General features: G+C 63.3%; 15 protein-coding genes. 10 read left to right on the forward strand and 5 right to left on the reverse strand.

Features of this window, described 5'->3' with window-relative positions; translation table 11 throughout:
- Positions 1-216: 216 nt before the first annotated feature.
- Positions 217-1,245, forward strand: coding sequence for a hypothetical protein (locus Q0877_RS15795; RefSeq protein ID WP_299169598.1), 1,029 nt, complete (start codon positions 217-219; stop codon positions 1,243-1,245).
- Between the two features lie 104 nt (positions 1,246-1,349).
- Here the strand turns inward: Q0877_RS15795 and Q0877_RS15800 are convergent, their stop codons facing one another.
- The gene (locus tag Q0877_RS15800) at positions 1,350-1,538 is read right to left on the reverse strand and encodes a hypothetical protein (RefSeq protein WP_299169599.1); all 189 of its coding nucleotides are present in this window, start codon (positions 1,536-1,538) and stop codon (positions 1,350-1,352) included.
- Between the two features lie 239 nt (positions 1,539-1,777).
- On the opposite strand from Q0877_RS15800, the gene Q0877_RS15805 reads away from it, so the two are divergent.
- From Q0877_RS15805 to Q0877_RS15815, 3 genes are all read left to right on the forward strand, one after another.
- Entirely contained in the window at positions 1,778-2,821 is a 1,044-nt protein-coding gene (locus tag Q0877_RS15805) for a hypothetical protein (protein WP_299169600.1), read from the forward strand.
- Positions 2,822-2,993: 172 nt separating this feature from the next.
- Entirely contained in the window at positions 2,994-3,377 is a 384-nt protein-coding gene (locus tag Q0877_RS15810) for an STAS/SEC14 domain-containing protein (protein WP_299169601.1), read from the forward strand.
- Positions 3,367-4,920: a bifunctional diguanylate cyclase/phosphodiesterase gene (locus Q0877_RS15815; RefSeq protein ID WP_299169603.1), complete on the forward strand. Its 1,554-nt coding sequence runs from the start codon at positions 3,367-3,369 to the stop codon at positions 4,918-4,920. Before Q0877_RS15810 ends, Q0877_RS15815 begins: the two co-directional genes overlap by 11 nt.
- 62 nt (positions 4,921-4,982) lie before the next feature.
- Here Q0877_RS15815 and Q0877_RS15820 read toward each other — a convergent pair whose 3' ends face one another.
- Positions 4,983-6,089 (reverse strand): branched-chain amino acid aminotransferase, encoded by a 1,107-nt coding sequence (locus Q0877_RS15820; protein WP_299169605.1) that lies wholly within the window; start codon positions 6,087-6,089, stop codon positions 4,983-4,985.
- A gap of 128 nt (positions 6,090-6,217) precedes the next feature.
- Positions 6,218-7,273 carry a 3-isopropylmalate dehydrogenase gene (locus Q0877_RS15825; RefSeq protein ID WP_299169608.1) on the reverse strand — a complete coding sequence of 352 codons (1,056 nt, stop codon included), beginning with the start codon at positions 7,271-7,273 and terminating at the stop codon, positions 6,218-6,220.
- Positions 7,274-7,380: 107 nt separating this feature from the next.
- Here Q0877_RS15825 and Q0877_RS15830 point away from each other — a divergent pair, with 107 nt between their 5' ends.
- The 6 genes from Q0877_RS15830 to Q0877_RS15855 all read left to right on the forward strand — a co-directional run bounded on the left by Q0877_RS15830 (position 7,381) and on the right by Q0877_RS15855 (position 14,041).
- Positions 7,381-8,094 carry a glycoside hydrolase family 16 protein gene (locus Q0877_RS15830; RefSeq protein ID WP_299169609.1) on the forward strand — a complete coding sequence of 238 codons (714 nt, stop codon included), beginning with the start codon at positions 7,381-7,383 and terminating at the stop codon, positions 8,092-8,094.
- A 129-nt stretch (positions 8,095-8,223) separates the two neighbouring features.
- Positions 8,224-9,420 (forward strand): sensor histidine kinase, encoded by a 1,197-nt coding sequence (locus Q0877_RS15835; protein ID WP_299169610.1) that lies wholly within the window; start codon positions 8,224-8,226, stop codon positions 9,418-9,420.
- Complete coding sequence (locus Q0877_RS15840) at positions 9,421-10,113, forward strand: response regulator transcription factor (RefSeq protein WP_299169613.1); 693 nt, start codon at positions 9,421-9,423, stop codon at positions 10,111-10,113. It begins immediately after the preceding gene.
- Between the two features lie 112 nt (positions 10,114-10,225).
- Positions 10,226-10,993, forward strand: a complete 768-nt coding sequence (locus Q0877_RS15845) for an ABC transporter ATP-binding protein (protein ID WP_299169615.1) — start codon at positions 10,226-10,228, stop codon at positions 10,991-10,993.
- Positions 10,994-10,995: 2 nt separating this feature from the next.
- Positions 10,996-13,473 (forward strand): ABC transporter permease, encoded by a 2,478-nt coding sequence (locus Q0877_RS15850; protein ID WP_299169617.1) that lies wholly within the window; start codon positions 10,996-10,998, stop codon positions 13,471-13,473.
- 58 nt (positions 13,474-13,531) lie between these two features.
- Positions 13,532-14,041, forward strand: a complete 510-nt coding sequence (locus Q0877_RS15855) for a hypothetical protein (RefSeq protein WP_299169620.1) — start codon at positions 13,532-13,534, stop codon at positions 14,039-14,041.
- 68 nt (positions 14,042-14,109) lie between these two features.
- Here the strand turns inward: Q0877_RS15855 and metG are convergent, their stop codons facing one another.
- Both metG and Q0877_RS15865 read right to left on the reverse strand, forming a co-directional pair.
- Positions 14,110-15,678 (reverse strand): methionine--tRNA ligase, encoded by a 1,569-nt coding sequence (gene metG, locus Q0877_RS15860; RefSeq protein ID WP_299169623.1) that lies wholly within the window; start codon positions 15,676-15,678, stop codon positions 14,110-14,112.
- Between the two features lie 172 nt (positions 15,679-15,850).
- Positions 15,851-18,796, reverse strand: coding sequence for an S-layer homology domain-containing protein (locus tag Q0877_RS15865; protein ID WP_299169624.1), 2,946 nt, complete (start codon positions 18,794-18,796; stop codon positions 15,851-15,853).
- Between the last annotated feature and the right edge of the window lie 51 nt (positions 18,797-18,847).

Consider the following 18,847-nt stretch of genomic DNA (forward strand, 5'->3'; position numbering starts at 1 on the left):
CAGGCTAACCCATTCGCGGGCATTCCTACCTGAGGCACCGATCAACTTTCACGGGCATATTGACTTGAGGCACTACGCCCCTTTCGCCTGTATCTTCCCGGCATCAGTCAACTCTGTCTCAATCGGCCCTTTTCCGCCTAAACTCAATGACAGTCGCGTCGAGCGCGCCGGGAATCCCCGCCTGCTCGACGCAGACTTCGGATCAAAGGGGTAAGTGTGGCAGCACAACAGTCGAGCGATCTCGTCATGCATGTCCTGCGCGCCCGTGAAGCATGGCATCAGCGTGACTACCGGGCAGCGCGGCTACTCGCAGCCACCGCCGCCAAGCTGGCGGAGCAGGTGGAAGACCATAATGCCTGGTGGAAAATGACTTTCCTTCAGGCTGAGTGCCTGCGGGACGAGGGTCTGCTGAAGGAAGCACTCGAGTCAGCGGGATCGCTTGGCACACACGGGCTTACGCTCAAATCCGAAGCACTCAAGGCGCGCGTCTATACGCTCACAGCGTTATGCCAACAGGGGCTGGGGCAACTGGAGCAGGCTGTCGAGAATGCAGACCTGGCGGTGAAAAGCGCCGCTGCCGACCCGGACGCGCCGGAATTGCAAATCGAAGCTCATCACGCTCTGATCGCTGCGCTCGCCGAAAGCGATCGGCTGGACGAAGCCTGGAGCACCTGCCTCGACCTCTCCACCTACATCACACCGGCCATTCACACGCAGACGGCCGGCAAGGCATATTGGGTTATCGGAAACGTTGCCTTCATGCGTCATCAAGTGAACGACGGTGCCCGCTTTCATCATCTGGCGGGAGAGCATCTTTCCCCCAACAACGACCTGGAACTCTGGGCTCATTTCAACCGTGCCTCAGCTGCGCTCCGCCTTACCGCCGGTGTTGTCGACGCGGAAACGCTCGAGTGCATCGAACGGGCCGAGGTCGCGAGCTCAATCGTCGGCGGCACGGAGCGGGATCAACTGCAGCTTTCGCTTACCCGGGCGCACTGGCTTTTCCTGACCGGCCAACTCAATGCTGCAGTCGAACGACTGAGGCCTATCTGTGCGGACGGTTCAGCACTCTCGCGGCAAACGGAGGGAGAGGCGAACCTGCTGCTTGCCCAGGCGCTGTCAGCACGGGGCGAAGAGCTTGAGGCGCTGGCACACTTCGAGACGAGCGAGCAGTGTTTCGTCGACGCCGGCGCACCTGACCGGGCCGCGCACGTCCGGAACATCGTGGCCAAAATCAGCGGCTGACGGTGCTTCCGCAGGCAAGCAGAAGGCCGTGGAAGTCAGCTTTGTTGCTGGCCTCCACGGCCTTCCTGCCAATCCTGAATAGACGGGATCAGCACAAACGGTGGTTAGACCGCCTGGTAGGTGCTGTCAGGCCAGTTGCCGACCTTCGTCGTAGTAGTGCCATCGGGCCAGTTGCCGACCTTCGTCGTAGTGGTGCCATCAGGCCAGTTTCCGACCTTGGCGGCCTGAGCAGCCGTGCCGCCCCCAACCAGAAGCAACGCAGTCAGCAACAGTGTTGCGGAGACTTTCTTCATACTTTTTTCCTTGTCACTTGATGGACGCAGAAGATCGTAGTGCCTTCTGCGTTGCACAGCATCCCCAGTATAGGGATCAAGTAGCACGGATAAAGGGTTTCTTTTCTCATCTTTTCCGCAGTTTTCACCTGCATTCTGAAGAAAGAGCGGACTTGATTCACGCTCAAGAGAATTTTGATGAGTCGTTCTGACAGAATTATCAGCGGGGATCCATTTGAGCGAAGCTTTGGAATGAGGCCATGAATCAATCCCAGCAGCCCGGCGAACACGTCTTTCTCGAATTGCGTGCCCGTGATGCGTGGAACCAGCGTGAGTATCATCTAGCACTGAAAACTGCAGCCGAGGCTGCAGCGATGGCGCGAAGCAACGCTGATGACAACGCGTGGTGGAACATGACCTTCCTTGAAGCAGAGTGTTTGAAGAAGACCGGCGCGTTCCATGATGCTCAACGCCTGGCTGAAGCACTTCGGGAAGACGTTCTCACCCAGCGTTACCCTGATTTATCAGCCAGAGTGTCCACCTTCCTCGCCGGAACGCTGCAAGGCCAAGGTGATCTGGCGCTTGCCGCCGAAGAGGCGCGCCGAGCTGTCGCCATGGCTGCGTCGGCCGGTGACTCGCCAGACCTGCGCATTACCGCTCAACACGCGCTCATCGCAGCACTCGCCGAGAGCGACCAGATCGACGACGCCTGGGAGGAGTGCCTTCGACTGGCCGAACTCATCACACCCGACGTAAACTCGCAGACTGCTGGAAAGGCCTACTGGGTTATCGGGAACGTGGCCTACCTCCGGCGGGATGCCGCCGTCGGAACCGGATACCACCGGCGCGCCGCCAGCAACCTCTCTCCCTCCAACGATCTGGACCTGTGGGCCAGGTTCAACCGTGCCTCCGCTGCGCTTCGCCTCGCTGCCGGTGTCGTCGAGCCTGAGACCCTCGAGTGCATCGAGCGGGCCGAGCTGGCCGCGTCGATCGTCGGCGGTAGTGAGCGGGACAAGCTTGAACTGTCCCTCACACGGGCGCACTGGCTGTTCCTTACCGGACAGTTTGATGCTGCCGTGGAGCGGCTCCGGCCCATCTGTGAAGCGTCCTCCCTTATAGCCAGCCAAACCGCAGCGGAGGCCTATATGCTCCTGGGCCAGGCGCTCGCGCGATCCGGCGACCCGCTCGAGGGATTGTTCCAGCTGGAGAAGAGCCAGGAATTGTTCAGGCAGTCAGGAGCCCCGGACCGTGAAGCGCAGGTGGCCACGCTGATTGACGAAGTCCACCGAACGGCCGACTCCTAAGCGACGGCATCCGGATCTTGAAGCGTGTAGTGTAGCGTCCGTCACATTTCACGCTGCAAGGTTCGCGTCGTCGTCTCAACGCGTTGGTAGTGACATGGTCAAACCGGGGGCTTTCCAGGCGGGAAATCACATCACAAGGACGACGCCCCCAGCAAGGAAAGCGATGTTCGGCATGAATTCACTCTGGCTGATGCCAACTGAAGTACCGGCAACAGCCGCGCCGGTCTCCGTTGTCCGTCTGGTCTTGCCGGAGGGCGAACACATCACAACAGAGATTGCAGAGTCATTCGCGGAGCAGGTCCGCGCCGAGGGCGGCGGCGTGCCTCAGCCGGTGCTCATTGTCATCAGCGGGATTGCGTCCCTGAGCCGGGGGGCTCGTGCCGTCTTCAGCCGCTCGCGCTCCGCGTCAGCGATCGCCCTGGTTGGGGCCAGCGCCGTGGACAGGGTGCTTGCAAACTTCCTTCTCGGAGGAGAACCTCCCGCGTGCCCCACCTCCTATTTCGGAGATGAGGACACAGCGGTCGCGTGGTTGCTGGAGCGCATCCATGGCAGCTGACGCCGGTGATCCCCGCCTGGCCATGCTGGTAGACGGTATTGTGCGCCTCTCGCGAGGGGACCTCGGCAGCAGAATAGTGCCTTCGCCGGCGCGCGACGACGTAGACGCCGTAATTACCGGAGTGAACCTCCTGGCAGAAGAACTTGAACTGGTCTACCGGCAGTTTGAGAAGCGGGTGGAAAACCGCACGGCGATGCTGCACCAGGCACATCTGGACATGAAGCGCATGGCGATGACCGACGCGCTGACCGGCCTGTCCAACCGGGTGGATCTGGTCGAAAAGATTGAAAAAGCGCTCTCCGCTCAACGCGATGGCAGTCCTCCCCCTGCCCTGCTGCTGCTCGACCTCGATTCCTTCAAGAACGTGAACGACCGTTTCGGGCACGACGCTGGCGACGACGTTTTGCGTGAAGTCGCAGAACGTTTGCGCGGTGCAGTCCGCACCACCGACACCGTGGCACGGTTGGGCGGCGACGAATTCGCCATTTTGGTTACTCAGGCAACGATGGAGGTTGCCCTTGGAGTGGCCAATCGGGCCCTGGATGTGCTGTCCAAGAGTATCGATGTAGGGGAATTCGACGTGCATCCCCGCGCGAGCATCGGCCTCCGCGTCGCTACTGAAGAGCACACGGCCGAGTCCCTGCTTCATGAGGCGGATACCGCCATGTACGCGGCCAAGAACGAGGGCCGCAGCGCCATCAAGGCCTTCGAGCCGGTTATGCTCTACGACCGGCAGCTCCGCACCCTGATGGCATCGGAACTGCGCGACGCCATTGGGACCGATCAGTTGTGCGTGCACTATCAGCCGATTGTGAATCTGCGCGACGGGTCGATCAACGGAGTGGAAGTCCTGGTGCGCTGGGCGCATCCCACCAGGGGAATGATCTCCCCCGAATCGTTCATTCCGCTCGCCGAGGAAATCGGGGCCATTTCCGATCTCGACCGCTGGGTCATGGCGACCGCGCTTCAGCAGTATGCGATTTGGCGGGCCGCGCGCCTGATTCCGGAAGACTTTCAGATACGAGTCAATATCTCGGCGATCGAACTCCGCCAACTCGACATGGTCGACTTTGTCCGCGGACTGCTCAAGCGCATGTCAATGCCGCCGCGCTCCCTGGTTATCGAGATCACTGAGTCAGCGCTGGTCAGCGGCGGCGAGGTCGAAACCTACTCGTTGCTGAGCTTCAAGCAACTCGGCGTCTGCATTGAGATCGATGATTTCGGCACGGGCTACTCGTCGATCAGCTACCTGCGCAAGCTGCCCGTCGACATGGTCAAGGTGGATCGTTCAATTCTTCGTGAGCCGGCAACCGGCTCCTGGCAGCCTGAATTCGTTGCCGCCGTCTTCCAACTCATCCGGGCAGCCGGACTCGGAGCCGTCTTCGAGGGCATCGAAACGCAGGAACAGGCAGAATTCCTCCGATCCCTCGGCGATGTCAGCGGCCAGGGCTTCTTTTTCAGCAAACCGCTCCCTGAGCCGGAGGTGACAGCGCTGCTGCTGTCCGGAAGCGCACTCCCGCTCCCCCAGGTCGGCCAGCACTGAGGACATGCGGAAAGCCCGGCCTCCCGAAGGGAGAAGCCGGGCTTCTGCAGCGCGGACACTGCTCACACGAGGCGTGTCATCCAACCATGAGGATCCTCGGCCTTGCCGGTCTGAATGCCCAGGAGTTGCTCCCGAATGGACATGGTTACCTCGCCCGCCGATGGGTTGGGCGCACTAATCACGTCATCGCCGTCCTTCAGCTCACCGATTGGTGTGATGACTGCTGCGGTGCCGCAGGCGAACACCTCAGTGATGTCGCCGCTGGCTACGCCATCTCGCCACTCGTCCAGGGTGATGGTGCGCTCCTGCACAACAAGGCCGCGGTCGTTGGCGAGCTGGATGATGGATGAACGGGTTATACCTTCAAGGATGGTCCCGCTCAGCGCCGGAGTGACCAGGGTGCCGTCTTTGAAAACAAAGAAAACATTCATGCCGCCGAGTTCCTCGACAGCGTTGTTGTTGAACTGGTCCAGGAACAGCACCTGCTTACAACCGTGCGCCTCTGCCTCGAGCTGTGCTGCCAGCGATGCCGCGTAATTTCCTCCGCACTTCGCCGCACCCGTCCCTCCGCGTCCGGCGCGCGCATAGTTGCGGGACACCCAGATAGAAACCGGAGCCAGTTCGCCGCCGAAGTAGTTGGCCGCCGGCGAGGCGATCACCCGGTAGGACACTTCCCGGGCAGGGCGAACGCCAAGGAATGCTTCGGTAGCAATCATGAACGGCCGCAGGTAGAGGCTCTCACCGTCACGGGTGGGCACCCACTGGCTGTCAGCCGCAACAAGTTGGCTCAGAGACTCCATGAACACTTCTTCCGGCAGCTGCGGAAGCGCAAGGCGGGCGGCGGATCGGTTGAGCCGCGCAGCATTTGCTTCCGGGCGGAAGGTCCAGATGGAACCGTCAGCGTGACGGTACGCCTTCATGCCCTCGAAAATCTCCTGGCCGTAGTGCAGCACCGCAGCAGCCGGATCCATGGCAATGGGCCCGTAGGCTTCGAGACGTGCGTTGCCCCAGCCGCCCTCGCCGGCGGTATCCGCCGTGAAGTCGACGACCACGGTGTGGTCCGTAAAGTGGTTACCGAACCCGGGGTTGGCGAGAATCGCCTCCCGTTCAGCCTCCGACCTGGGGCTCGCGGATGGGTACTGGGCGAATTCCAGCTGCGTAGCTGTCATGGTTCCTCCACGGTTACCAGCCCTCCGCGTGCGATGCGGAGAGGCACAGTGATGCCTTACGGTGATCCCGGACGGGGTGCACCCTCACGGTTTGGTTGGTCTGATTGAGTTAATGGTTCCTAACCAGCTTAGGACACTGCGGCTGCAATCGCATCGCCAATTTCCGCGGTGGGTCGCTGCGCGCCGGACCGCGTGGCGACGTCGTTCTCTGCCGCCTGCTCAATCTTCGCTGCCTGCTCGGTGAAGCCGAGGTGATGCAGTAATAGTGCCGCGGAAAGGATCGCCGCGGTCGGGTCTGCTTTCTGCTGCCCGGCGATGTCCGGGGCGGAACCGTGCACCGGCTCGAACATTGAGGGCGCGGTGCGGTCCATATTGATATTGCCGGAGGCTGCAAGGCCGATCCCGCCAGTCACCGCAGCCGCGAGGTCAGTGATGATGTCGCCGAAGAGGTTGTCGGTCACGATCACGTCGAAGCGCGATGGATCAGTGACCAGGAAGATCATGGCAGCATCCACATGCAGGTAGTCATGGGTGACCTGCGGGTACTCAGCGGCCACAGCCTCGACGGTACGCTTCCACAGATGACCGGCATGAACGAGGACGTTGTGCTTGTGCACCAGGGTGAGGTGCTTTCGCGGTCGCTCGCTTGCACGCCGGAAACCGTCACGCACCAGCCGCTCCACACCGTGCGCCGTGTTCACCGAGACCTCCGTGGCGATCTCATGCGGCGTGCCGGTGCGCAGCGCACCGCCGTTGCCCACATACGGGCCTTCGGTTCCCTCACGGACCACCACGAAGTCGATCGCGCCTGGATTAGCAAGCGGGCTCGACACGCCAGCGTAAAGCCTGGACGGCCGGAGGTTGACGTAGTGGTCAAGGCTGAACCGCAGTTTGAGCAGCATTTCGCGTTCGATGAGGCCCGAGGGAATGCGGGTATCACCCGGAGCAGCGCCGACAGCGCCGAACAGGATGGCATCGTGCCCACGCAGACGCTCGAGCGTTTCCTCCGGAAGCGTCTCCCCTGTTGCCAGCCAGTGCTCGGCGCCGAGTTTGTACTCGGTCAGATTAAGTTCGACGTCGGCAGCGGCCGTTGCTGCGCGAAGCACCTTCACCGCTTCGGTGATGACCTCCGGTCCAATACCGTCCCCGGGGATTACTGCCACATTGATGCTGTTTGAAGTCATGGAATCAGCGTAGGCAACCATCCCGCATCACGGACAATTCTGTTTCGCATGTTGAGACGTCGGCTGATCTAGACGAATCGGGAGCATCGGCCGCCCATAATACGAACATGACAGATCCGGGTCCGGAGGGCGACTTCGCTTGGGACGGCTACAACTGGTCCGCGCGCTCGTGGAGCGGAGGTCCGCATTACAACGGCAGCTTCGCTCCAGCGAACGTAAGCGCGCCCGACGCCGACGGACGCGTAGTCCTCGCTCTTACCAACCCGACGGGAAAAGCACCCGTGGCAGCCGAGTTCCAGTCCACGCGTCGCGGCTTCGGCTATGGCACATTCCGGGTGGTGGTCGAGCGGAACCTGCAGTCGCTCCAACCTGAGGTGGTGTGGGGAGGCATGTTCACCTATGACCCTGATGCCCTTCCAGGTCACAACGAAATCGACGTCTGCGAGGCTTCCGCCTGGGGAGGTGGCGCCGGCCCGGGTAAACCGCAGCCGGTCAGGCAGGGCCACGGGTACTGGTTCGACGCAACCAAACCGGCAGGAGAGGGCAGCACCGTCGTGACTTTCAACTGCACCCCCGATCCGGTTCTCACGCACACACTGCTGTGGCAACCGGGCAGGCTGACGTACGAGACATTCGTCGGCGAAGGGGACTCCGGCCTGCTGCTCAAACGCACTGTCCTAGAAGGGGCGACGGTCCCGGTTCCCGCGCGGGAAGCTGTCCACTTCAATCTATGGGTGACCGGCGGAGGCGGAAAGCCGGACCGTGTGCGGCCGGAGCAGGTCGCTGTCCGCGGCTTCTCATTCACACCATGGGTCGCATAACTGAACACTCCAACGGTTGAGGCAGCCCCACGTCTATGACCACCGTCGATGATCACCGTCGATGATCACCGGCGACTCCACCCGTGGACCGATGCCGGCAGCATACCGGGCGTCCTAGAGTTGGAAGCTATGGATGCGCACCACCGGTTAGCCCGCTGGCTACGGGAGAACCACGGCACAGTCGACCTCGCTGTAGCGGGAGCGGCGTTTGTCTTTCTTGCCCTTCCGTATGTGTTCCTTGGCTCACTGGTCGAGTTCATCGTGTCGACGGCGCTGGTCATTCCCCTGGCATGGCGGCGCAGCCGCACCGTCGGTGCCGCGTCGGCAGTGGCGGCGGTGTCCGTCGGCCAGCTCCTGATCAACCAGCCGCCGGTTCCAGCGCAACTCAGCGTCCTCGTCATGGTGTACGCGTTGGCGGTCTATGCACCACGATGGGCGAGCATCGCCGGCGTCGGTGTGGCCGGCTTCGGGATGGTGGCCGGCGTGGCACAGTTCGGCCTGAACCAGTACCAGACCGGGGTTGCCGCTCTCCCCCTGTATGCGCTGTACATCTTCTTCGCCGTAGCCGTGGTGCTGCTGTGCTGGGCCTTCGGTGACCTTGCACGCAACCGTAGGCTCACTCTCCGGGCGCTTCAGGACCGTGCCCGCCGGCTTGAGATCGAACGCCAGCAGGAACGCGACCTCGCGGCCGCCGATGAGCGGAGCCACATAGCCCGTGAAATGCACGACATCGTCGCCCATTCACTCTCGGTGATGATTGCCCAGGCCGACGGCGCGCGATACGCCAGTGCCGCGGACCCCGCCGTCGCCACCTCAACCCTTGCCACGATCGCTGAGACGGGCAGGGGTTCCCTGCGGGAGATGCGCCGGCTGCTCGGAGTGCTAAGGAACGATGACGACGCCCCCACCCGCCCGCTGCCGGCACTTTCAGATGTGCCCGCCCTGGTCGAAACGGTGCGGCGCGCCGGAATTGACGTCACGCTGACGTACCTGGGCACACCTCGACGGCCACTGCCCGCAGGCGCCGAACTCACGGTCTACCGGGTGGTGCAGGAGGCGCTGACCAATGTCCTGAAGCACGCAGGCCCCCGGGCGTCGGCCTCGGCTTCCCTCTCCTGGACGGGAAAGGGCCTCGAAGTGACCATCGACGACGACGGCCGCGGCGCCGCATCCGACCGCAGCTTCGACGGCAGCGACAGCAGCGCGGGGCAGGGCATTCGCGGCATGGCCGAGCGGCTGAAACTCTACGATGGAACTGTGCATGCCGGACCGCGCACCGGCGGCGGTTTCGAAGTCCATGCGCTGATTCCCTACACAGAGGCCTGAATGAGCATTCCGTCCACCACAGCAACTATCCGGGTGGCCCTGGTCGACGACCAGCAGCTGGTTCGCAGCGGGTTCTCGATGCTGATCAACTCACAACCGGACCTCAACGTGGTGTGCCAGGCCGGCACCGGCACCGAGGCGGTGTCCGTACTTGCGGCCACGGAGGCCGACGTCGTGCTCATGGATGTGCGCATGCCCGGCATGGACGGCATCGAGGCGACCCGCCGCATCCTCGCCGGCGCACCGGGAAGCGGTCCACGCATTATCGTGCTGACGACCTTCGATCTCGACGAATACGCGCTAGCGGCTATCCAGGCCGGCGCCAGCGGCTTCCTGTTGAAGGACGCGCCGCCGGAAGAACTGCTGGAGGCGGTGCGAACGGTCCATCGCGGCGACGCAGTGATCGCGCCGTCCACCACCCGGAGGCTGCTGGAGCATGTCGCGCCGCTGCTTCGGGCACCCTCCATTGCGAATGAACGCGCGAAAACGCTCGTGGGAACCCTCACAGCCCGCGAGCGCGAAGTGTTTTCCCTCATCGCGCAGGGCAGATCCAACACAGAGATCGCCGCCGACCTGTTCCTCTCTGAAGCGACCGTGAAAACGCACGTCGGACACATCCTCGCCAAACTCGGCGCGAGGGACAGGGTGCAGGCGGTGGTGCTTGCTTACGAGGCCGGCGTCGTCCAGCCCTGAAGGTCCTCATCCTTCCCGGCAACTGGCCTCATACCGCGGTAGGAGAAGGAAGCAGCCAAGAACCACCCGCCGTCCGATCCGCGGCGCACCGCCTGTCTTCTAGCGTTGAAGCATGTCACCACATCTTTCAGGCACCACGACGCCGTCGTCCATTTTGTCAGCAGCCGTGGCTGCCGAATCCCTCAACAAGTCCTACGGCCGCGACAACACCACCGTCCACGCGCTGCGCGATGTCACCGTCGGTTTTCCCGCCGGTCGCTTCACCGCCATCATGGGCCCCTCCGGCTCAGGGAAATCCACGCTGATGCACTGCCTTGCCGGTCTGGATACCGCCGATTCCGGTCGGATCATCCTGGGCGGGACGGACATCACCGGGTTGAACGACACTGAGCTGACACGGTTACGCCGCGATCGTGTGGGTTTCGTTTTCCAGTCCTTCAACCTGATTCCCACCCTCACGGCGGAGCAGAACATCACCCTTCCGGTCGCGCTGGCGGGAGGCAAGGTGGACCACGAATGGCTGCAGCAGATCTGCACCATCCTCGGACTCACGGACCGGTTGAGCCACCGGCCGCATGAACTGTCCGGTGGACAGCAGCAGCGTGTGGCTGTGGCCCGCGCGCTGTTGACCCGGCCGGACGTCATTTTTGGCGATGAGCCGACCGGCAACCTCGACTCGCGTTCAGGCGCTGAGGTGCTGGCTCTCCTGAGGCGCAGCAGCCAGGAAATGGGCCAGACCATCATCATGGTCACGCACGATCCTGTCGCGGCATCCTACGCCGACCGGGTGATCCTGATGCAGGACGGCCGTCTGGTCGGAGAACTCGACCGAAGCACACCCGACGCGATCCTTGCCGCCCTTTCGCAGCTGGGAGCCTGACCATGCTGACTGTTGCACTGTCCCAGGTTGTCAGGCACGCCCGCCGCTATATCGCCGTCGGCCTTGCCGTCATGCTCGGTGTCGGTTTTCTCGCCGCGACGTTGATGGTCGGTGAAACCACCAAAGCCACGCTGCAGAACAGCATCGGCGGCCAGTACGCCAAGGCCGATCTGGTGGTGTCCCCTGACGGTTCTCCTTTGCCGCCCGGAGCCCCCGCCGAGGTTGACTCGGTACCGGGGGTAGCCACCGTACACGCCGAGCGGCAGGGGTACTTCGTGCTCCAGCCCGGGGCAGCGGCCAACATGGCGAGCATCTCGGCGCTCGCGCCGCCTGCTCTGGAAGGCCTGGTCCTTCAGGAGGGCCAGCTACCGGGTTCCGAGGGTGAGGTAGTCGTCGACGCTGCATCGGCGGAACAGCTTGGCCTGGAGGTCGGTGACACGGTACGTGGCGCAGCACTCGGCGAAGGAACACTTGCCGAGAGCATCGCAGCGTCCGGCATTGAGCTGGTGATCACCGGTGTCAGCGAACCGTCCGCGCATCCATTCCTCTCCGGAACCATCCAGCTCCACGCCGTCGGCTCGCAGGTCACCGCACTCGCGCCCGATTCGTCGGCCGCGCAGCTGCAGCTTCTTCTTGCGGACGGAGTGGAGGCGGCAGAGGTCGGTGCCGCCGTCCAACAGGCCCTCGCAGACTCCGGCACGGACGTCAGCGTACTCACCGCCGAAGAACAGACGACCCATGATGTCGCCGCTCTGTCCGGCGGGCAGGACCAGCTGACGATAGTCCTGCTTGCGTTCGCCGTCGTCGCAGTGATCGTCACGGCACTGGTGATCGCAAACACCTTCTCGGTTCTCGTCGCCCAGCGCACTCGCGAACTCGCCCTGCTGCGCTGCATCGGAGCCGGGCGCAGGCAGATCCGGCGCTCGGTGCTGCTCGAAGCGGCGGTCGTCGGGACCGTATCCTCGGCGCTCGGGGTGCTGCTCGCCGCGGGCGTCATGTGGGTGCTGGTGTCGATTGCGCGCACCATTCCCGGCAGCGAATTCGCTACCCTGGCGGTGCCGGCGTCGGCTGTGCTGACCGGCATGGTTGTGGGAGTACTGATGACTATTGCCGCCGCGCTGGTTCCGGGGCGGGCAGCCACCGCCGTCGCACCGCTTGCCGCTCTCCGTCCCGTCGACTACGCGGGCGTCACCACCCGCCGCGGTCGGATCCGGCTGGTCCTGGGCGTCCTGGCGGTGCTGGCGGGAAGCGCGTTGCTTGCGATCGGAGCTGTTCTTGGCAACCTGCTGCTGGCTCTGCCGGGCGGCGCACTGTCCTTCCTCGGCTTCCTGCTCTGCGCAGGCCTCTTTGTGCCGGCACTCGTCACGGGTATCGGCAGGCTGGCGTCCCCCCTCGGTGTACCAGGCCAGCTCGCCGCGGTGAACGCAGTGCGCAACCCCGCACGAACGACGGCGACGGCAACGGCGCTGCTGGTCGGCGTCACCCTGGTCAGCATGATGATGGCCGGAGCCCAGACCTCGCGCACAGCGTTTGACGACGCGCTGGCCCAGAACTATCCCGTGGATCTGGCCGTACAGCTTGAAGGCGCGGGGGATTCCGATGCAGTGGATACGCTGCTGGCGCTGGACGGCGTTGAAGCGGTGGTGCAACCCGCACCCGTTGCCCAGACCACGGAGGAGACCGGGGACCAGACGGTCTACAGTCTCTCAGCCGCCGATGCGGAAGCCGTGCTTCGGTCGGCAACCGCCTACCCACAGGACGGCGAGGTGGCGATGCCCGACGGCACCGGGATAACAGCGGTGGAAGTGACCGGTTCGTTCACTTCCCAGGTTCTTGCCGTGAAGGAATCCGAAAGCCGCACCATAGTTCCCCTAATAACGCCCGCCACTGCCGAAAGGCTCGGGCTGGCTGAAAATCCTGGAACCGGCGGAGTGCTCTGGCTGAAACTCGATGACTCCCTGGCTTCCGCGGAAATCATGCAGCTGCGCACGGACGTGGTGGACGCCCTGGAAGTGCCGGAATATCTTGTTTCGGGTGCGGCGCTGGAGCGGGCTACCTTCAACCAGATCATCGACGTCCTGCTGCTTGTCGTGACGGCGCTGCTGGCTGTCGCTGTGCTGATCGCGCTGATCGGCGTGGCCAACACCCTGTCCCTCTCGGTGCTCGAACGCACCCGCGAGTCTGCGCTGCTGAGGGCGCTCGGGCTGACGAAGGGCCAGTTGCGAGGCATGCTTGCCATCGAAGCCGTGCTGATCGCCGGCGTAGCGGCGCTTATCGGGATCGTGCTCGGCATGCTCTACGGCTGGCTCGGCGCACAGGCTGCGCTGGGCACCGTGGCGGCTGTGACGCCGTCGTTCCCGTGGCTGCAGCTGGCGGCCGTTCTCATCGTCGCCACCGTTGCGGGGCTGGCAGCGTCGGTCATGCCGGCCCGCCGCGCGGCGCGTCTCTCCCCCGTGCAGGGATTGGCCGTGGACGGCTGACCTGCAAGGATTGCTTCATGGTCTGCAGCAGCGGGCCGTGAAGCAACCAGGAGGACCGGTGAAGAAACCCAACCGGGGAGAACGGGATTGGCTGTTTCGCTACCTCGAGGACCATCTCCTCGGGGCGACGGGCGGAGTGCGCCTGTTCCAGGCGGCCGCGCAGACCTGGAAGGGTACGCCGTACGGGCGCACGCTGACACGCCTGCAGGACGAGATTTCGGGCGAACGGGCTGAGCTCCTCTCGTCACTCAAGGCACAGGGCCACCGCCCGAACCCAGTCAAAATGGCCGCTGCGCACTTCAGCGCCGTCGTTGCCCGCGTTAATCCGCTCAACGCTCGCAAGACGGAGAAGGGGCCCGGCGCGCAACTGGAACTCGAAGCGTTACAGAGCCTCGTCCGCGGAAAGGAAGCACTCTGGGTGACGCTGCTTGCCCTACTCGACGGCGGCTGGTCCTTTCCCGGGTATAGCCATGAGCGGCTCAGCCAGCTTGCCGAGCGGGCACGCGGACAGCAGCAGGAAATCGCGGCCATCATGATCGCCACGGCGGCGGACCGTTTCCGCGCCTGACCCCGCGTTGATTTGTCAGGACACGCCGTGAATAGCTTGGTCATACGGGGTGTGTCCTGACAAATGAACTACGCTTCGGCGGGCTCCTCGTACTTCGGGAAGATCGGCGCCGGTGCCGGCAGGGCGATCCCGGGAACCAGCGGAGTGGCGAGGGCACTGAACTGGCGGGCGGCGTCGTCGTTCCCGGTTCCCTGTCCCAGCGCCGTGAGCAGCTTCGCCGCGCCGTCAGGCATCACGGGCTGCACCAGGATCGACACGATGCGCAGAATTTCCAGCGTGACGTAGAGGACCGTGTTCATGCGGTCGAGGTCCGTCTTCCGGAGGACCCAGGGCTGCTGCTCGGCGAAATACGCGTTGGTGTCGCCAAGCACAGCCCAGATCGCCTCGAGCGCACGGGACAGCTCCTGCTTGTCATACGCTGCGCGGCACGATTCCAGCAGGCTGTTTGCGGCGGCCAGGATGCGCTGGTCGGCCTCGGATAACGACGACGGCGCGGGCACCAGTGAGTCGCAATTCTTCGCCACCATCGACAGCGAGCGCTGGGCGAGATTCCCCACATTGTTCGCCAAATCCGAATTCATGCGGGTGACGATCGCCTCGTGGCTGTAGGAACCGTCAGCGCCGAAAGGCACCTCACGCAGCAGGAAGAAGCGGATCTGGTCACGGCCGTACTGCTCCATCCAGTCCTTCGGCGCGATGACGTTGCCGAGTGACTTGGACATTTTGACGCCCTTGTTGTGCAGGAAGCCGTGGATCATGATGCGCCTGGGCAGCTCGATCCCGGCTGACATCAAAAACGCAGGCCAATAAATTGCATGGAAGCGGGAGATGTCTTTTCCGATCACATGTACATCCGCGGGCCAGTACTTCCGGAACGGTTCCGACTCGGTGTCCGGATACCCGACGCCCGTGAGGTAGTTGGTCAGCGCGTCCACCCACACGTACATCACATGTTCGGGGTTGCCCGGCACGGGCACGCCCCAGTCGAACGTGGTGCGGCTGATCGAAAGGTCTTCAAGACCACGTTTCACGAAGCTGATGACCTCGTTGAAGCGGGACTGCGGTGCGCCGAACTCAGGCTGGTCCGCGTAAAGGGCGAGGAGCCGGTCCTGGTAGTTGGACAAACGGAAGAAGTAGCTCTCCTCCTCCGTCCAGATGACCTCGGTGTCGGTCTCCTTCGAGTAGCGGACGCCGTCCTCGCGGACTTCTGTTTCTTCCTCGGTGTAGTAGGCCTCATCACGCACCGAGTACCAGCCGGCGTACTTATCGAGGTAGATGTCGCCGGCCGCTTCCATCCGGCGCCAGATGTCCTGCGAGGCGGCGTAGTGGTCCTCGTCAGTGGTGCGGATGAAGCGGTCATAGCTGATGGCGAGGTCGGCGTGGGCGGCCTGGTAGACCGCTGCATTGCGGTCCACGAGCTCCTTGGGGGTGATCCCCTCTTTCTCGGCCGTCTGGGCGATCTTCATGCCGTGCTCGTCGGTGCCTGTCAGGAACATGACGTCGTAGCCGTCCAGGCGCTTGAAACGCGCGATCGCGTCCGTGGCCACATACTCGTAGGCATGCCCAATGTGCGGAACACCGTTGGGGTACGTGATGGCCGTGGTGATATAGAACGGGGATTTCTGCGCAGAACTCACCCTAGAAAGTTACCCTGACCGCGCGGGCATTGTCGCTTCGTTGCGGGCTACTCCGGCCCATGTGCGCGGGAACAGCCCGAAACCCCGGCATCGGGGGCACGATACCGGGGTTTCGGGGTCTTTCCTCAGGTAGGTCTATTCGGTTGTGGGTCTTTCGGGCCCCTGCGTCAGATCAGAGCACGTCGAACCGGTACAGGAAGGCAGCCATCGCATCCCTGTTCACGGACTGCACCGGCTTGAACGTACCGTCGGGGTACCCCGTGGTGATGCCGGTGGAGGCGAGCCAGCTGATCTCTTTGAAGAACTGGTTGTCCTTCGTGACATCCGGGAAGGTGGCCGGCTCGGATCCGTTGGTAGGCGCTTCCACCATCCGGTAGAGGAAAGCCGCCATCGCATCCCTGTTCACCGGAGTGGTCGGACGGAAGGTTCCGTCATCCCAGCCCTTGGAGATGCCCTGCTCAGCCAGCCAGGCCATTTCCTTGTAGTGCTCCATGCCGGGCTTGACGTCCTTGAACGGTGACACCGCGGGAGCACGATAGGTCGGTTCGCCCGCCATCCGGTAGAGGAAGGCCGCCATGGCGTCCCTGTTCACCGGAGTGACGGGACGGAAGGTGCCGTCATCCCAACCTGTGGTGATTTCGCTGTCCGCCAGCCAAGCCATCTCGGTGAAGAACTGGATGCCTTGCGGGACGTCCGGGAACGGTGCCGGCAGTGCGGCCAGTTCAGCCGATGGCAGTGAGAAGGGGCCCTGGCCGTTGGCATTGATCGCCGCCACCTGGAAGCGGGTGGCGAGGTCCGCCCGGAGACCCGTGACGGTCAGGCTTGTTGCCGTAGCATCAGCGGTGCGCAAGGCTCCGATCTGGGAGCCTGCAGGGTCGATTGCGCGAACCACGAAGCCGGTGACCGGTGATCCGCCATCATCCGCAGCGGCCAGCTGAACAACCGCTTCGCCGATGCGGGGGGCGGCAGCGACGTCGACCACAGGGGTCTCTGCCGTTGCCACAGTGCCTGGCAGGGTGGGTGGCGTGGTGCTGGAAAGGCGTCCGACGACGGTGAAGTCGGTTGTCCTTCCGATCGACACCGGATCGATCGAGTTGCCTGCTGCGTCCGTTATCGCCTCAACTTCGAAGTAGTTTGTGTCGAATGGGCTTCCCACCACCGGGCCGGCCTGCGCGCCATCGCCCAGGTACCCTGCCGGAGCATCGAGCTGGCGGAGCACCGGCCCGATACCGGCTTGCGCCATCAAATCGAAGGAGCAGTGCACGTCAAGGCAACCGACGTCGTTGGTGTAACGCAGGTCACCTTCCGTGTCGGCGGTCAGGACATCCACACCGTACGGCTGGGTGATGCGATAGGTGACTCCGGGTGTCATGCCTCGCAGGTCGTAACGGGTACGTCCGAAGGCGACCTCGTCTCCCTCGCGTGGCACTTCATTGGCGAAGGCCGCTTCGAGTGCGAGCACCAGTCGTGCCCGGCCGCCGTTTGCGATTGGCAGTTCGGCGTCGGCTGACCACCAGAAGGCCTCCCCTGGGAAGCGGTCTGGGTACTTGACCGGAACCTGATCAAAAGGTGACTCAAGGCCACACATCGTGTCGTTCAGGCATAGTGCGAGTTCCACTGGATCGAGAGCGCGGTTTCCGTTCTCTTCCGTTGCCGGGGCACCGTAATCCGAAACCGTTACCGGGAACGGGTGATCCTCACCTGGCTCGCTGATCACATCCAGATGACGCACGTTGTAGCTGGTGGTTGAGAGCGGTCCCTGAACGTCGCCGTCGGTCACGGCTATTGCGCTCACCAAATTACTGCGGGACAACATGAACGGTCCCGTGTACTCCAGAGTGGTGCCTGCGGGTGCCCCACCTTCGAGGCGCGGACGCGTGCCGTCGGTCGTGTAGTAGATAGTCGACGCTGTGTCCGGGGAGGATGCGACGGCGGCGGTCAGCTCGATCCGCTGCGGACCCTTAAGGACGCCTGGGCTGACGGAGACGCCCAGGTTTGTCGCTGTGACTACGGGAAGGGATGTATCCACCGTGTAGTTCTGCGTGGTAACAGCGGAAGTTCCCGTTGAGTCGATAGCGATGTACTTCAACACCGTGTTGCGTGGAGTTCCAACGGGCAGGCCAGTGGCCGGATCGATGGCCGGGCCGGGGATAACCACTGCCGCAGCCGACGTCGCTGTCCCGTCGGAGGCAACCCTGATGCCGTTGTTCGCGCTCGGCTCGGAGCCGTCCGTCGTGTAGATGATGTCTGATTCCGCAGGGAACGAAGACTGGATCTTCACGTTGGTTTCATTGCCGTACAGGTCACCCGGCTTATCGATGGTCGTCTTCAGCTGGGCGAGCTTGCCGGTCACGGAGAACATGTTCGTCTCCATCACCGTGGGAGCTGTGATTTCATCATCGATGGGACCTTCAACACGGAAGACGTTCTCGCCACTGGTTCCGCCCTCAACGGTGTGAAGCACCCCCGGATTGCCGATGTATCCCTCAGGAGCAGTTGTCTCCCAATTTGTCCATCGAAGGAAGGGACCGATGTGCCCGCTCATGGCGTTCTCGAAACCACAGGGTGGGCTCATGCAGCCAATGTCCTGGGTGTCGTTGATTTCACCCTCGACGTCGGTGACGAAATCCTCTATACCGTAGGGAGTGGTGACCCTGTAGGTAGCGTTCGGAACCAACCCATCAACACGTACGCGCTGGCGGGTGAAGGCAATCTGCTTGCCGACAGCAACGCCGCCGGCGTCGCCGAAAGCGGCCTCTTGCGCATAGCCAAGCATCGCGCGGTCACCCGGAGCGTCCTCAATCTCGGCTTCCGCTGCCCACCAGAACCCCTCGTCCGGATAATTCTCCGGGAACTTGATGTCCGTCGTTGGGTCGGGGATTTCCGCACCGCACATGTCGGCCTCGAGGCAGAGCTCCAGCCGAAGCGGATCCTGGTCGTCAGCGGTGCCGGGCAGATCCAGGCCCTTGTCCTCGTACCAGAAAGGATATCCGTTCGAATGATCAATTGGTCCGACCGCGCCGAGGCCGTTACCGCCTGGAGTCGTAACAGCGGTTGCGACTGATGGTGCGACGAGCAGCGGCAAACAAACAGCACCGGCCGCAGTGAATGCCGCCACCCGCCTCCCTGCGGATGTCGTGTTCTCTCCCCGGTGAGCCCGAGGACGCCT

Source organism: uncultured Arthrobacter sp. (assembly GCF_947495145.1).
In the GTDB taxonomy this organism is placed as follows: Bacteria; Actinomycetota; Actinomycetes; order Actinomycetales; family Micrococcaceae; genus Arthrobacter_D.

Excerpts from the sequence above, each read along its gene's own strand:
- Q0877_RS15800 (WP_299169599.1), bottom strand. The coding sequence starts at position 1,538 with ATGAAGAAAGTCTCCGCAACACTGTTGCTGACTGCGTTGCTTCTGGTT.
- Q0877_RS15805 (WP_299169600.1), top strand. The coding sequence starts at position 1,778 with ATGAATCAATCCCAGCAGCCCGGCGAACACGTCTTTCTCGAATTGCGT.
- Q0877_RS15810 (WP_299169601.1), top strand. The coding sequence starts at position 2,994 with ATGAATTCACTCTGGCTGATGCCAACTGAAGTACCGGCAACAGCCGCG.
- Q0877_RS15815 (WP_299169603.1), top strand. The coding sequence starts at position 3,367 with ATGGCAGCTGACGCCGGTGATCCCCGCCTGGCCATGCTGGTAGACGGT.
- Q0877_RS15820 (WP_299169605.1), bottom strand. The coding sequence starts at position 6,089 with ATGACAGCTACGCAGCTGGAATTCGCCCAGTACCCATCCGCGAGCCCC.
- Q0877_RS15825 (WP_299169608.1), bottom strand. The coding sequence starts at position 7,273 with ATGACTTCAAACAGCATCAATGTGGCAGTAATCCCCGGGGACGGTATT.
- Q0877_RS15830 (WP_299169609.1), top strand. The coding sequence starts at position 7,381 with ATGACAGATCCGGGTCCGGAGGGCGACTTCGCTTGGGACGGCTACAAC.
- Q0877_RS15835 (WP_299169610.1), top strand. The coding sequence starts at position 8,224 with ATGGATGCGCACCACCGGTTAGCCCGCTGGCTACGGGAGAACCACGGC.
- Q0877_RS15840 (WP_299169613.1), top strand. The coding sequence starts at position 9,421 with ATGAGCATTCCGTCCACCACAGCAACTATCCGGGTGGCCCTGGTCGAC.
- Q0877_RS15845 (WP_299169615.1), top strand. The coding sequence starts at position 10,226 with ATGTCACCACATCTTTCAGGCACCACGACGCCGTCGTCCATTTTGTCA.
- Q0877_RS15850 (WP_299169617.1), top strand. The coding sequence starts at position 10,996 with ATGCTGACTGTTGCACTGTCCCAGGTTGTCAGGCACGCCCGCCGCTAT.